This is a genomic window from Legionella sp. 39-23, assembly GCF_001897665.1.
In the GTDB taxonomy this organism is placed as follows: Bacteria; Pseudomonadota; Gammaproteobacteria; order Legionellales; family Legionellaceae; genus Legionella; species Legionella steelei.
This window is the reverse complement of the sequence record NZ_MKTO01000007.1, coordinates 135,242-150,705: the sequence shown is the minus strand read 5'-3', so window position 1 is coordinate 150,705 and position 15,464 is coordinate 135,242. Positions and strand designations below refer to the sequence as shown.

Genomic DNA, 15,464 nt, shown 5'->3' with positions numbered 1-15,464 from the left:
CACATACGCTAAATTATCCTGGCGGTTAAGCATGATGCTCACCTCAAGATGCGCCTTGGGCGATAAGCCTATCTGCTTCGCAAGTGCCACCAATTGTTCTTTGCTCAGATGAGGATGACTGTACACCACAGCAAGCCATAAACATTTTCGTTTTCTCTGTTCTTGAGGCATAACAAAATCACGTAAACAAGCAAATAATTGCGCGTTTGTCTGGGTTTGCATCAGCGGAATGAAATCATCCAACAGCTCATTCCTAAAGACGCTCTCATCATTCATTAGCGATTTAGGAATTAATCGAGCTTGAGGATGGGCTAGACGTTGTGCCTCAGTCTGAATACGCATAGATGAAGTCTTACAAAGTTACATTGGTGCAAATTATGATCAGCAATTTATTCTGGAACAATAGGCTCAGGATTAAGACACGAATTAAATAAGGCTTATTCGTTCAGCTAGTTAATTGATTTAAAATGAATTATTTCGGAGATAATGATAAAAAAACACAAATACGGCCGTATTTACGACAGACGCTATGCCTGCTGGCAGTCAAAAGTAGCCTGGGTGAAGGCTACAATTTTGCAGGTGAAAGATAGAGAAAAATTTATAAACTGTGCGAAAAAAGTGATAATCCCTCGGGTTTTTCCCTAATGAATTCTTAAAGCCAACTGATTTAACGCATTTACATACGCTAAAAAGCCCCTTAAATCATTATCTGACACCTGGGAAAATGTCATTTTTTTATCAATTTCAGATAATAAATCCTGTAATTGATGGCTTAATGTCAATCCATATGGCTCATCGTGCTGGCTAAACGCAACCCACACTTCGTGCTCATAAAAAGGCAAGTCACATCCTAATGCTCGAGCTGTTTCCACAACTTTTTCACGATTAATGGCACCCAAAATATGACTTATAGTTGCCTGTATCATGACCAAAGAATCAAAACGTTTCTGTAATTCAGCTAAAATATTTTGCTTTTTAGCACTTAAGGGTTCATCAACAAGTGATTCAAGCAATCCTCGAGAAGCCCAAAACAAGTTTGCCAAATCATGTAGTTTTTTTTGATTTCCTGATGTTAGGAGTATTTGCTTTAAATTTTGTCCCATATAAAGGTACAGTTTATTGAGATAACGATTGAGCATAGTCCAAACGTCAGAACGCCAGATAAGATTTGCCACAATAAAACTGGCGACAATGCCAATAACAATTCCACCCAAACGTTGCAATGGAGGCCCCAAATAAACAGGAGGCCCTCCTTCTTGAGCAAGAGAAATAATTAAAGCAATGTTTGCCTGTAAGCCAATATAAGCGTATTTAGGCAGCTTGAACATAAAATAAGAAAAACCCCAAACCGAAAAAAAGAATATTAAAATAAAATCATAAAGTGTCATCTCAATAAGAAATAAGGAGAATAAAGCAATGCCCCCACCCAAAATACAGCCAAGTAAGCGATGAATGCTGACATTTTTCATTTCAAAAAGATTTTTACGAATAGAAATCACAAGACTGCTGATAATTCCATTTAAACCACCAGGCCAATTACTTGCCATCCAAAAACCCAAAGCCAAAATAACCGAAAATCCAGCTTTAATACTGCGCTTAATGACATCTATATCGGTACGGATTCGATCCTGAGTTTTTAAGACTTGAAATTTTCTGGTCAAGCCATGAGGAATGCGGCTTAATAACGAATGCATCAAAAGAAGACTTTGATTCACCTGATGCAGGAAATGAAGAAAAGCATAGACAAAATTACTTTTAACAGCAGGTTCTTGTGCTTCTATGTCAATGTTCGTTTTTGGATTCAAATAAGAGAAAACGCCCTCTCCCCCTTTTTGTATCTGCTGCACATGCTGTTCCATTTCAGCTATTGCCGCCTCTGTTTTTAATTCCAGTAGCGCATCTTGATGAGAAAAAGTCATCTGCAAATGCACCAGATCCTCTTGCATCGCATTCAGCACGGGTTGTATCGATAATGATTGGACAATCGACAAATCGCCATGCTGGGGAGATATTAGAATCAAATATTGTGACTGTCGTGACAAATCATAAAAAATATCCAACAATGCCCGAACTTGATCAGTTCGCGCTTTGGTAACCCCCAATTCATGGTTCATTGCACCGACAAGTTCGACTGCTTTACGTAGTTTCTTTTTTATCTTTAAATTGTTTTGTGCTAACACATCAAAATCAAACTGACCATCACGCAACATATTAAGCAATTGGCCTAACTCAACTGAGAAATCAGTAAAAATATCATGCAGTTGTATGGCAATATTGTCTTTTAAATGATTTGGAAAAATAAGATACGCACTAATTGCCGATACCAAAACGCCAATCCCAATCTCCACCGGCCTCCAAATCGCTACGAAAAAAGCGTTTTGTGGATTCATAGCAACTTGAGAAATAATAAGAAAGGCACAAAGTGCACCTAATAAATAAGCATAGCCATTGGCACTGAAACTATAATAATAGGAACCAATGCACACGATTAAAAAGCACGAAAGAAAATAGAGTAAAAAACTGTTGGCCACTAGTCCTGCAGCATAAAAGCCCAAAAACGCTCCAGCGACAGTACCAATAATACGCAACATGGCTTTATCAATAATATTGCCGGTATATAAATTGGACACAACAACAACGCTCATTCCAGACCAAAAAGGTGTTTCTAAATGAAATTTAAATGAAATCAACACCGCAGCTAATGCAGCAACTGCAGTTCTTATGGCGGCTCTGTTTTCAACAGTTTGAGGCCAGAAAAACACAAATCACCTGTAGGTAATGGTCGTCGCATTGGCTCCAATGCGCATGGGGTATTCATCCGTTAAATCATCAATATAAATTCGCACCGGAAAACGTTGTGCAATGCGAATCCAATCTTCAGTTGCTTCTAAATAAAGTAAGGTCGAAGGAACAACATCACCACGCTGTACTCGATTAATTCCCCAGCCAATGCTGTCTACATGCCCATGAAAGACTTTTCCTGGATACATATCAATCATAATTTCTGCCTTGTCTCCAGGTTGAATCAGTCGGATTGCTGTTTCTCGATAACGTGTAACGACCCACCATTGCTTGGTTTCTATAAATGCAAATAATCCTTCGCCGGTTTTAATGTATTGACCTACCCGCGTATTAAAATTAGTGATATAACCATCCTCAGGTGCTACAAGAGTAGTATGATTTAGAAGATAATTTGCCTCGCCCAGCTCCGCCTGTGCTGCTAAAATCTGACTGTCATCCAAATTGGTTTGTGCAATTTTAAGTTGCTCTTCCGCCTCTTTAATTGCTGCCGTTTGTTCTTTCATTTTATCGGTCAAATTAACTAAAGTGATTTTGGCCATATCACCTTTCAATAGTAACTTTGAATAGCGGTTGTAGTGATCTTGGCTTAAACTCAATTGGACTTGGCTTTCTTTTAATCGTTGTTCGGCTTTAATCACATTTGCTTTTTCATTTTCATAATTCAATTTGGCAATATTTAACTTAGCCTTAGCGCGTTGTACGGCATAAGTATATGGAAGAGAATCAATTTCAAGAAGTTTATCGCCTTTTTTAACCTTCTGGTTTTCTCTAACATAAATTTGCGTCACAGGGCCAGAAACTAAAGAGATCATATTGACCATATGTGCTGAGACATAGGCATCATTCGAACGCGTGTCATAAAAAGCAAAATAACGATATGCAGCATACCCTGCCAATAACAGCACAATCACCGCAATTTGCGGCCAATACTTGTATTCAAAAATCTTTTGTAGTCGCACCAAAAAGGACCTCTCTATTTATCCTAACCATTACAATACAACTAGGTTCTAGATAGCTCAAGAGAATATTGGGATCTGTGGCCAACTCCTTTTCAATCCCAAATGATTTCATTTACGTAAACGTATGCCGGCCAACCTAAACTGTAGCCTGGATGAAACGAAGTGGAACCCGGAATCGGAGCCGGATGGTACTTAGTAAAAATAAAATGTTGCGTTGATGCATTATCCATAACAATCCAAATTTCTTTCTCTATCAATGGAAATCATTGAGCAATAGCTATATGTAGCAAATTCTAAATTTGAGTTTTATAATTCGCCGCACATAGACAGTGCTTTAGATGATTTAGGATTTAGTGAATCTTAATGCGAGCAATGAAATAAATTTTTTTAAGGAGTTACGATGCGCTATATTTCTTTTCTTTTGCTTTTTAGTATTCATCTAATTACCAATACTCTTTCAGCGGCTACTCTTGAACTGGATATGACCAATATTCTCCCGCAGCAAAATTTAATTAAGACTGTGCGAATCGAAGCCCAGAGCCTACAGGCAGAAATAGCACTAAACAATGGACAAGTCCTTGATCCTTTAGTGACGCAACAATGGCCATCATTTTCTGATATTGCTCTAATTTTAGTACAAGGGCCAGAGGTACAGTTCAAAGTGATTACTCAAAACGGTAGTGAATGGACGCGCTCTTTAGGTGCTTTTGATTTACAAATTACCAATGTTGTTCATGCTAACCGAAGAGAAATAGCCGTAGATTTGCATGGCAGGCCGCTTCATAAAATATTTAAACAAGTAAATGGTAAAACTGTATCCAATTTTGGTTATTATCTTTTCAAAACATTGATGTTACTCGCAGATGGAAACATCCATTTTTATTTATCAACTTCTATGGACTTAGAGAATAATGCTCATCCGGCAATGAAAACAACATTTGAACTAGATAGTCAAAGCCTAACCTTTGAATTGCAGGAAAAACAAGATGCCGTAAAGGAAGGGTTCTGGAAAATTAATGGTAATGGATTTGGGAAAGGATCTTTGGCAGATCTGGTCATATCGGCACTACGTACCATGAGTGAGGAATACCGAAATTTGGAAGAAAAGACAGAATATGATCAACTGCTGCAACAAGCTTTATATGGCGTTGACTTATTTTTGGATTTTACCGCACCGCTTTCTAAATGGACAGGTATAAGCGTAACGTTGCAAGGTTCTTTTGATTATTTGTTTAAAGACGCTATTTTTTTCACCCACATTAATAACTACTTCCAACTTGATGCTTACGATGGCAGTTGGAGTACCTCATTAGGCAGTAAAAGTTATTTTTCTAATGGTGTAGCTGATTCTCCAGTATGGAGCCAGGAATTCAACCTCAAAAATCCAGCCCATGACCTGCAAAAAGCAGCTGAGTGGATTCAACTTAATTGGGCTAACCAGCTTGCGGACTTAATGAATATGCCTTCCATAAAATATTATGCAAATTATTTTCCTAAGTATTTTATACAAGGATTAACACTTGCTATGTCAAGTTTAGGCGAAATTCAAGAAGATGGGACTATTTCGTTTAAATTCAGTGGTAATGCTGATGGATCTTTTGTCGTAGGTGGCTTAAATAGTTCAGAAATAGCATCTTTAATTATTGCTAAAATCAAGGAAAAAATGGGGTGGTTCCAATAGCCAGGTAACAGGCGCCTTGTTCCAAGTCATCTCTAACGCCTAAGATTGTTTGATTTTTTTTCACGCAGATTCCTAGCACGACCGGTGTCCATGGCGGTGGATCGTAATCCCCGACCATGCGGCACCTGCCCTAATATGAATAAGCCGCAAAATCAAAACCGAAACCCGAATCACTTAACAAAGGAAAAAACATCCACCGTTATCCAACTTAAGTGTTCTTCTAAACGTAGAATAGAAAACTAACTATCAATGAAATGACATTAGCCACAGACCTAAATAGAGATACGATCCTCAGTGACTTTAAAATTTACCTTATAGTGAAGGCAAATACCGCCAACTACTCACGCCAAGAGAAACTGAATGTTCCTTTGCAAGACACGGCATAACCTTGCCTCTACGGATAAATCGTATTTGTAGTATCGATCCCGGAACCCCATCTTCAATGAGCATAATAGTAAGTCGTAGGTGGTGTGTCGCCGATTTTTGCCCCCTATACCACACACTTAAACAAGGAAACTCACCTAAGTCTTCAAGGTAATATTTGTACAAGACATTATCACTATCCAAAGAGCAGCCTTTGTTGCGAAGAAGCTGATGCATCACCTGATTTGCAGCGTCGGTGTGCACCACACAATCCTGATTAAATGTTGTGTGCTGATGCAGCAATTGCAATGCGACATCTTCTAATTGATAAAAACTCTGATGTGCTACTTCTTGTTTATTAATTGCCTTGTAATACAGTAAAGTATGCTGCATTGCAGTCATTATAAGTAAACCAATCACCCCCATAATTAGCATGGTCACGAGTAAAACAAATCCTTTATCTTTTTTACTCATGAACCACGTACCGCTACTCTGAGTTTATGTATTTTGTTTTCATCCAAGCCCAAAATGATTTCAAGCAACTGTTTTTCTTTGACACGTCGATTGCGGGTATGCATAAAATGAATTAAAGAGGTTACTTCTTCTGTCTGCACTAAATGATAATGCAGTGTCGCCTCATCATTTGCATTGTTTTTAATGAACCATTTTTCCTCAAGATACTCACCTATATATGCCGAACTATCGTAGGAAAAAACCAATGGTTTGTTCAAAGTAATAAGCGAATTCTCAGCATGATGTTCTATATCAAATAACTCTTGTACCTCCGCATGCTCACAATCAGCGACAAGTACAGGCCGCCTTTTATGAAAGCTCACTGGATTTTGCACCAATATCCTTGTTGCACCTTCAACTTTGACTATTTTTGTAAAGTGCTCATTCATACGATTTACTTGGATAAATTGATTGGGCTGATTACCAATTTGCAGCGCATGAATCTTATTTTGCCGATTTCTGCGATCAATAACTTGCAAGCGCTCAATGCCCAAACAAGGAGTAAAACCTGCACGTCGAATGCTATCACTCAGCAAATCACTTACCCATTGTACATCAAAACGCGCTGTCAAAATTTTTTCAATTTCAAGATATTGGCGTTTGCAGCCTAAATAAAGCTGGCATAAAGTCGTTACAATCACACTCGTTAGAAAAAGACTTATCAAAACCTCAGTTAGGCTGATTCCTGCTTGTGTTTTCATTTGAAACGGCTTATGGAACTGTGTTTACGGGTAAGCGTTCCTAGTTGTTTGAACCAGGCAAGTTGAATCCGTAAGTATTGATTTTTATGGTGTATTTCCAAATGATAAGGTGTAGGAGCTGATGGTAATTTTGGCACTTTAGCCACCAACGTTTCTTCTATTTCATCAAGAAATTGGGAGGCTTGCATTCTTAAGACCAACTGATTAACCAGTTGTTTATTCTGCCATTGCTGCTGCAACAAAGTTAAAGCCAAAGTACTTACGAGAAATAAAGATACCAATACTTCAGTAAGGGAAAATCCCTTTTGCCAATTCATATTCCATGTCCTGTGGTTGGTTTGCCATCCACAGGTTAGCGCCGTAAAAATAAAAATGCAAGAACCTGCATTGGTCCAATACTACAAAATAGATTAAATTTAATTCATTGTGAATCATATAAAACCCGTTGGATTGTTATTAAACTTTTATGTGTTTAAAATGTGCCGGGAACAACGTACAATCCGCAAAAATATTTAAGAACATAAGAGGGAGAGAAGTGATGTATGCTTATTTCGCTAAAGGTATGACCGTAGGTCATGTATTGACGCGCATGGTATTAAGAGAAATTACAAGTATCCCTGGCATAATTCTTGACCTTATTTTAGCCATGTTCTGGATTCCCGATTATACCTCATATTGGAAAGAGAACAGTGCATACATAGACTATGCTGATGGCACACGTCATTATGGAGTCATGCGTGGAATATTTGGCTGGATAGGAGAGGCTTTAGGATTTGCAATTGGCGCTCCTATTGGCGCTCTTATTGGTACTGCTTTATTTATTCCTGACTTATTGCTTCAAGGACTTATTGCTCTTAAAAAGAAGATATATAGCTCGATTGATGATTTCGCTGTTTTTATTGGTAAAACAACTTTTTTTGAATCACTTGGTGCCTATGATGTACCAGCAACTTATTTTCAAAAAGCCTGGAATATAGGAACTGCGACTGTAGGTATAGCATTTGCTGCCATTCCTTTTGTCATTGCCAAAACACTTGATTTTTTCTTGCCTTTTTTAAACTTGTCTCAACCTGTAGCTGTCTTTTGCTCTGCAATTGGTGGTCTTGCTGGCTGGGGTCTTGGACTTCTTCTCTCTCCACCTGCCCATTTTATAAGCAAATGCACCGAGTTACTCGAGCGATTTCGTGCTGCAGTACTTCAGGGTGTTGCACTCGTTTATGCAAAATCGGGACAAGCTCCTGTAACCCCCGATCGCCACAACCGTGAATGTTGTATCCCTGCACAAGCAATCCACTCCGATGAATTTTATCAACAAGTGAACTATTACAAACGCACATCATGGGCACAACTTCTTTTGGGTCCATTAAAGGGCGATGCATCATCTACCAAAGAAGAACCTAAGAATCAACTCGTCGATCCGATTACACATGAGCCTTTAGGAATTAAGGGAGTTCCTACCTTGATGGATACACATGGCCATACCTTTAATGATGATAATAAAACTGAAACACGAGGTATTCGATTTTGGATACGACAAAAACATGAGTGCCCTCTTGATCGTCAACCTTTAAATGAATCCGATTTGATCCCAAATCGCGCCTTTGATGACTTAATTGCCCAAAATCCCCCTTCCTACCAATAATCTCAATGCCGGGGCTCTTCAATCCCCGGTCATACTACTACACTATAAGTGTCCTAAAATCATTTCTTTGTTGCAACAAGCTCGTGACAGAAGACTAAAGCTTGGATAATATGAGAAAAATTTTAAATAGGGAGCATTTTATGGCAGTTAACTTTCAACAATTACCGCATCCAGGCATACGCTCTTTAGTCCCCTATAAACCAGGTAAATCCATAGAAGAATTAGCACGTGAAAAAGGGATTAATGACAGCGACATCATTAAAATGGCCAGTAATGAAAACCCTCTGGGCTGCAGTCCCTTGGCACTGGAGGCATTTCGAAAAATGTCACCCCATGTCTTAGCAATGTACCCCTCACCACTCAATCATCCTTTAATGCCTAAATTGGCAAATAAACTTAAAATCAATACCAATCAGCTTTTTTTAAGTAATGGTTCGGATTATATCTATACTATTCTACTCAACTGTTTCGCACTGCATCATGACAAACACATTATCACCCATGACCATGCATTTAGCACTTATGCGATCCAAGCACACACGTTGAACATTCCCGTGCATTCCGTTGCGGTGAATTCAGATTGGCAAGTTAATATAGATAACCTGATCCAAGCATGTAACTCAAAAACAGGGATTATTTTTCTTGCAAATCCCAATAATCCTACTGGCATCTTAATCAGTCAAAAAGAAATAAAACGTTTGTTAGAACATATTCCTGAAAGTACGCTCTTGGTCCTTGATGAAGCTTATTATGAGTACGCCGCCTCCCAATTAAGTTGCAACAGCATCGAATGGTTAGCACAACACCCTAATTTAGTGATTACGCGCACCTTTTCCAAAATATATGGATTAGCGGGAGTGCGTTTGGGTTATGCGATGGCCAACCCTTCAATCATTGAGCTGATGCAACGGATACAGTTGCCATTTACGGTCAACCAGGTTGCATTGACCACCGCTCATGCGGCCCTTGATGATGAGCAGTTTCTTCAATTAAGCTTGCAAACCAATACGGAAGGCATGCTGCAAATGAAGCAAGGGTTTGAGCAACTCAATATCAATTACTTACCCTCTGCATGTAATTTCTTGACCTTTGACTGCAAGGAAGACAGTATGTTGCTCTATAACTATCTTTTAGATAGGGGTATCATAGTGAGACCTCTGCATCCCTATAAAATGAACAATTACCTACGCGTAACTGTTGGAACTAAAGAGCAGAATAATCGATTTCTTGATACGTTGAGTAATTACTACAAGTAAGGAAATAAAATGACCAGTGATTTAAGCAGCAAACATTGTGAATCATGTGAAGGTATCGGAGCCGCATTAAACGCAGAACAAATTAAAAATTTAATGCCTCAATTAAATAAACATTGGGAAGTCAGTGCTGATCACCGCATCATCAAACGCAGTTTATCTTTTAAAGATTTTTATGAAACAATGGCGTTTGTCAATGCACTGGCCTGGATAGCAAATACTGAAAACCATCACCCTGATTTAGAGGTTGGCTATAATTATTGTCGTGTCAGTTTCATGACTCATGCACTCAACGGTTTGAGTCAGAATGATTTCATTTGCGCCGCCAAAATGGATAAACTGTTACTTGGTTAAAAGACCCTATTTAAAATGTAGCCTGACTGCTTGCAGCATTAAAACTCCCAGTTGCAAGTTACCAGGGGCTGTTTAACAGCCCCTAGTACCGCATCAAAACCTGCTCATCACCCAAAAGATTGGTCAAAAGTCCAAGTAATTCATCACTAGGAATAACCTGCCATTGTGGTGACAAACTTAGCAGTGCCCGTGCATGGTCATTGCTGTATAACAATTGAACGGAGCAACGCCCAACGTGCGCTTTTAACAATGCCTGAATTGAGGCTAAAATTCCCCGATTTCCAGCATGCAAACGTAATTCAAGACATCGAGCAAATCTGGTGCGGGCTGTTGGCACATCATAAAGATTATTTGCAGTCATTTTTACACCGCCATTATAGTCATCATGTGCTACCTCACCTTCAATAACGAGCATATCGCCAGTGGCTAAGGTAGAACCAGAGGCCTCAAAAAGTTCACCGAACACAACAACATCCAATCGAGACGTGGAATCATCCATACCCAGAATCACAAGTTTCTTACCACGTTTGGTTATAATCTTGCGAATTCCAACTATTTGTGCACAAATCAGTGCTTTTTTATGCATGGATGGGTTTAATTGGCTGATTGAAACGATAAAATCACCAAACTCACGTCGATATTGATCTGCTGGATGTCCTGTTAGATAAAAGCCTAGAACCTCTCGCTCACCCTCTAGGCGTTGTGCCTCAGACCAAGGTTTACATGGAACATATTCTTGCTCCTTGTTCCCATCATCCAATAAGGAAAACAAATCAAATTGACCACTGGACTGATTTTGGTGCTCCTTTTCTGCTACTTTTAATGCTTTTTCCAAAGAAGCAGTCAATATTGCCCGTTCTACACCCCAATCATCAAAAGCACCACTTTTAATCAGTGCTTCTAAAACGCGTCGATTCACCTTACGCAGATCAAGACGTTGGCAAAAACCAAATAAATCCACATAGCTTCCTCCAATGCCTCGAGCCTCGGTAATGCAATCAATCGCAGACTCCCCTACTCCTTTTATGGCTCCCAGACCATAAATAATAGTGGTCTCATCAGTGACTGTAAACGGATACATAGAATGATTGATGGAGGGTGGTAAAACCTTCAATTTCATATGCGCACATTCATCAATAAAAGTGACTACTTTATCGGTATTATCCATATCCGAAGACATAACCGCGGCCATAAATGCTGCTGGATAATGTGCTTTAAGCCATGCCGTTTGATAGGCAACGAGTGCATAAGCTGCTGAATGCGATTTATTAAATCCATAACCTGCAAATTTTTCCATCAAATCAAAAATATGGGTTGCGACCTTTTCATCGACTCCGCGAGCGGTCGCTCCTTCGGTAAAAATCTCCCGTTGTTTCGCCATTTCTTCAGGCTTTTTCTTTCCCATAGCGCGTCGTAATAAATCCGCAGCACCCAAAGTATAATTCGCCAATACCTGCGCAATCTGCATGACTTGCTCTTGATACAAGATAACGCCGTATGTTGGTTTTAAAATAGGCTCCAAATCAGGATGTGGGTAATCAACCGCTGCACGTCCATGCTTGCGATCGATAAAATCATCCACCATCCCAGATTGCAAAGGACCTGGTCTGAATAAGGCCACTAAAGCAATAATGTCTTCAAAGCAATCCGGTTGCAGACGGTTAATCAACTCTTTCATTCCGCGGGATTCCAGCTGGAAGACCGCAGTTGTTTTACAAGCCTTTAATAAATCAAATGTTGCCACATCGTCTGTAGGTATTTGGCTGATATCAACCAGAGGCAATCCTTCAAGAGCTTGTTTTTTATTTACAGTAGCCAATGCCCAATCAATGATTGTCAGCGTTCTTAAACCCAAGAAGTCAAATTTGACTAAGCCTGCGGCTTCAACATCATCTTTATCAAACTGGCTCACAATTTGTGTGGAGCCCTCTTCACAATAAATTGCGGTAAAATCAGTGAGCTGGGATGGGGCAATGACAACCCCTCCGGCATGTTTTCCTGCATTTCGAGTTATCCCCTCGAGTTTTAATGCCAAATCAATGAGCTCTTTCACTTCCTCTTCTTCGGAATAACGACGTTTAAGCTCCTCTTCCTGCTCCATAGCTTTGTTTAAGGTGATGCCGATCTCAAAAGGAATTAATTTTGCTAATTTATCAACGAAGCCATAAGGATGCCCTAACACACGCCCCACATCTCGTACGACTGCTTTTGCAGCCATAGTACCAAAGGTAATAATCTGTGAAACACTTTGTCTGCCATATTTCTCTGCTACATAATCAATGACCCGATCGCGACCTTCCATACAAAAATCGATATCAAAGTCAGGCATTGATACCCGTTCTGGATTCAAAAAACGCTCAAAAAGTAACTCATACTCTAAGGGATCTAAATCGGTAATTTTTAATGCATAAGCGACCAATGAGCCAGCACCCGAGCCCCGACCAGGTCCAACAGGAACGCCATTTTTTTTAGCCCATTGAATAAAGTCCGCGACAATGAGGAAGTATCCAGCAAATCCCATGTTATTGATAACATCCAGCTCAATTTGCAAGCGCTTGTCATATTCTTCTCGAGATGCCTGCAATTCTTCCGGGGATTTGTTTTTAAATATTTGCAGCAAGCGCTCTTCCAAACCGACTTGTGATAAATGGGATAAATATCCTTCAACTGTAGATCCCTCTGGAATGGGGAAATTGGGCAGGTAATTATTACCTAGATCCAGTTTCACGGTGCATCGCTTACTGATTTCGAGTGTATTTTCTATTGCAGAAGGCAAATCAGAAAATAAGGCAACCATTTCATCTGCTGAGCGTAAATACTGTTGTGCACTGTACTTTTGTACTCTTCGAGGATCCGCTAACGTATAGCCCTCATGGATACACACACGCGCTTCATGTGCCTCAAAATCATCTTGATCCAGAAAACGCACATCATTGGTTGCAACTAAAGGTAATTGCAGTTCATCAGCTAAAGCAATCAGTTTTTCATTATAGCGTGTTTCATCCGGTCGACCTGTACGTTGAATTTCCAAATAGAAACGATTGGGAAAAAGGCTCTGCCAATATAAAGCACGACTTTTGGCTAAAGCATCATCATTGGCCAATAAAGCTTGGCCGATGTCACCAAATCGTCCTCCAGATAAAGCGATAAGTCCTGATGAATATTCTTCAATCCATTGATTTTGTACTCTTGGTTGCCCTTGATATTGTCCTTCTTGATACGCTTTGGAAACAAGACAAGTTAAATTTTTATAGCCTTCCGAATTAAGGCATAAAAGAACTAGAGAAGATACGCGTTCGGGTTGTTCTGGATCATGACAAGGTAAGTCACTGCCAATAATTGGTTTAATTCCGGCATCAACAGCACTTTTGTAATGCTTCACCGCTGCAAATAAATTGCAATGATCGGTTACTGCAACAGCACACATTCCACGAGATGGTAAAATCTTCATTAATGGTTTAACCCGTACCAAACCATCAACTAAAGAATATTCTGTGTGAACACGTAAATGAACAAAACGTTGTTGCATAAGGGACTGAACTCATTAAGCTTAATTGATGAACTTTAACCTAAATCAGGAGTTTTGCCTACGGCTAAATAAGCGCTTCCACGTAAAACAACGCACCATTTTCGTAAACGTATGTGCACCACTGCGTAGGCAGGGATCCATTTACAATGTACAACCTAGGCAAATGTAAGCTGGGCTGTTAAGCCCAGCATGTCACAATCCCAAACATTTCTTCGAGAGCAAAAATTAACTCAACAAAACGCTGGGCTTAACAGCCCAGCCTTGCTCACAGGCATAAGTTTATGTAGATACTCAATTAAACTTGAGATTGATGCGGATCAAAAGCATCCCTAACCGCATCTGCAAATAAATTGATTGCTAATACCAACAAAAACATAAAAACAAATGCAGCCAGCATCGGCCACCAGATTACGGGGTTACGCGCCAACTCAAGTCGTGCACTATTAATCATATTTCCCCAACTAATGGTCATGGGTGAAACACCTACTCCCACATATGAAAGCAATGCCTCAGCCATAACCAAAAAACTAAAATCGAGAACTAGAGTGATCACCACAATATGCATCACATTAGGTAATAAATGCTTGCGAATGATAGTAAACCAGTTCGAGCCCAAAGCACGCGCCGCCAGAACATAGTCAACTTCTCGTAATTTTAGGGTTTCAGCACGTAAAAGCCGGCATAAATTAGTCCAACTGGTTACTCCTAGAATAAAACAAAGTGCTAATAAACGGGCGTCCGCACTTTGAGCCAAAGTTGTAAACTGTTCAGGATGATTGGAGATATAAACTTGTAAAGATAGAACAGAAGCAGTAATCAATAAAACTCCTGGAATGGAACTTAAGGTCGTGTATGCATACTGAATCAGATCATCTGCCAAACCACCAAAATATCCTGCAGCAACGCCTAGAAATAAAGCCAAAGGTAACATAAATAAAGTAGTTAAAAGACCAATAACCAAGCCTGTGCGTATACTTTTAATCGTAAAATAAAAAATATCTTGTCCAATTTGTCCAGTACCCAACACATGAAATGTTCTTGAAAGCTCATACCCAAGCACAATAAAAAATGTAAGCAGACTCAAAGTAATTAAAGTACTTAAGCTAGTAGGACTTAAGGAAAACAACGGTTTTATCCGCTGGCAATAACGAATGAATACGCAACACGCCGCTACAAAAAATGCGACTAATATACAATATTTTAAAGCATTCCAAATGACACTGTGGATAACCTCTTTTCTGTCTGCCTTAGATTTTATTCGTTTGCTTGGGTACACAAGTAATGGGTGAATTTGTTTGACTACACCATTAACTAAGATTGTTTCGCTGATAAACTGTCTTAAAGCCAAAGGAGCCGAATAGGTTTTTTCAGTAATTTCATCTATAGGGGCCAAAATCCTATCCAATACAGTGGTCGGTGTTTCAGCCTCATTATTTGCTGATGCTAAATGAATGGAGTCCAGCACGCCAATAGTAATAAAAAACAACAGAATAATACCCGCACTTACTGCGATGGGCCGGTGCAATATTAGGTTAAAAGATCGCCTTATATGTTGTTTGCGCGAACTGAATAAAATAACCAGCACACTTAATGCTAATAACGTAAGGAAGCATTTATCAGTCCATAGAAATTCAAAAGTCATTTTATTCTAACGTAGCCTTATTTTT

At 39.4% G+C, this 15,464-nt stretch carries 12 protein-coding genes; 4 read left to right on the top strand and 8 right to left on the bottom strand.

From position 1 onward, the window contains the following. The 3 genes from BGO44_RS04370 to BGO44_RS04360 form a co-directional block, all read right to left on the bottom strand. The coding region (locus BGO44_RS04370; protein ID WP_286822655.1) for a hypothetical protein at nucleotides 1-342 on the bottom strand (342 nt) is incomplete at its 3' end. Nucleotides 343-641: 299 nt separating this feature from the next. Further along, the gene (locus BGO44_RS04365; protein ID WP_273199350.1) at nucleotides 642-2,762 is read right to left on the bottom strand and encodes an FUSC family protein; all 2,121 of its coding nucleotides are present in this window, start codon (nucleotides 2,760-2,762) and stop codon (nucleotides 642-644) included. A 3-nt stretch (nucleotides 2,763-2,765) separates the two neighbouring features. Beyond that, entirely contained in the window at nucleotides 2,766-3,761 is a 996-nt protein-coding gene (locus BGO44_RS04360; RefSeq protein WP_237760496.1) for an HlyD family secretion protein, read from the bottom strand. A 400-nt stretch (nucleotides 3,762-4,161) separates the two neighbouring features. Between BGO44_RS04360 and BGO44_RS04355 the strand changes: the two genes are divergently transcribed. Next, the gene (locus BGO44_RS04355) at nucleotides 4,162-5,442 is read left to right on the top strand and encodes a hypothetical protein (RefSeq protein WP_058510840.1); all 1,281 of its coding nucleotides are present in this window, start codon (nucleotides 4,162-4,164) and stop codon (nucleotides 5,440-5,442) included. A 312-nt stretch (nucleotides 5,443-5,754) separates the two neighbouring features. Here BGO44_RS04355 and BGO44_RS04350 read toward each other — a convergent pair whose 3' ends face one another. Genes BGO44_RS04350 through BGO44_RS04340 form a run of 3 tightly spaced genes read right to left on the bottom strand, consistent with a single transcriptional unit; the run spans nucleotide 5,755 to nucleotide 7,336 of the window. Next, the gene (locus tag BGO44_RS04350) at nucleotides 5,755-6,279 is read right to left on the bottom strand and encodes a hypothetical protein (protein WP_058510841.1); all 525 of its coding nucleotides are present in this window, start codon (nucleotides 6,277-6,279) and stop codon (nucleotides 5,755-5,757) included. Then, complete coding sequence (locus BGO44_RS04345; protein ID WP_273199352.1) at nucleotides 6,276-7,019, bottom strand: PilW family protein; 744 nt, start codon at nucleotides 7,017-7,019, stop codon at nucleotides 6,276-6,278. The genes BGO44_RS04350 and BGO44_RS04345 overlap by 4 nt, the downstream gene beginning before the upstream one ends. Further along, nucleotides 7,016-7,336, bottom strand: a complete 321-nt coding sequence (locus tag BGO44_RS04340) for a type IV pilus modification PilV family protein (protein ID WP_058510843.1) — start codon at nucleotides 7,334-7,336, stop codon at nucleotides 7,016-7,018. Before BGO44_RS04340 ends, BGO44_RS04345 begins: the two co-directional genes overlap by 4 nt. A 221-nt stretch (nucleotides 7,337-7,557) precedes the next feature. On the opposite strand from BGO44_RS04340, the gene BGO44_RS04335 reads away from it, so the two are divergent. The 3 genes from BGO44_RS04335 (at nucleotide 7,558) to BGO44_RS04325 (ending at nucleotide 10,268) form a co-directional block, all read left to right on the top strand. Continuing rightward, a complete protein-coding gene (locus BGO44_RS04335) occupies nucleotides 7,558-8,661 on the top strand; it encodes an RING finger protein (RefSeq protein WP_273199355.1) in 1,104 nt (367 codons plus the stop codon). Nucleotides 8,662-8,801: 140 nt separating this feature from the next. Continuing rightward, nucleotides 8,802-9,917 (top strand): histidinol-phosphate transaminase, encoded by a 1,116-nt coding sequence (gene hisC / locus BGO44_RS04330; protein WP_058510845.1) that lies wholly within the window; start codon nucleotides 8,802-8,804, stop codon nucleotides 9,915-9,917. A 9-nt stretch (nucleotides 9,918-9,926) separates the two neighbouring features. Beyond that, on the top strand, nucleotides 9,927-10,268 hold the full coding sequence (locus BGO44_RS04325) for a 4a-hydroxytetrahydrobiopterin dehydratase (protein ID WP_058510846.1): 342 nt from the start codon (nucleotides 9,927-9,929) through the stop codon (nucleotides 10,266-10,268). An 82-nt stretch (nucleotides 10,269-10,350) separates the two neighbouring features. Here the strand turns inward: BGO44_RS04325 and dnaE are convergent, their stop codons facing one another. Beyond that, the gene (gene dnaE / locus BGO44_RS04320; protein WP_273199357.1) at nucleotides 10,351-13,797 is read right to left on the bottom strand and encodes a DNA polymerase III subunit alpha; all 3,447 of its coding nucleotides are present in this window, start codon (nucleotides 13,795-13,797) and stop codon (nucleotides 10,351-10,353) included. A 295-nt stretch (nucleotides 13,798-14,092) separates the two neighbouring features. Then, nucleotides 14,093-15,439 carry an ABC transporter permease gene (locus BGO44_RS04315; RefSeq protein WP_273199359.1) on the bottom strand — a complete coding sequence of 449 codons (1,347 nt, stop codon included), beginning with the start codon at nucleotides 15,437-15,439 and terminating at the stop codon, nucleotides 14,093-14,095. Between the last annotated feature and the right edge of the window lie 25 nt (nucleotides 15,440-15,464).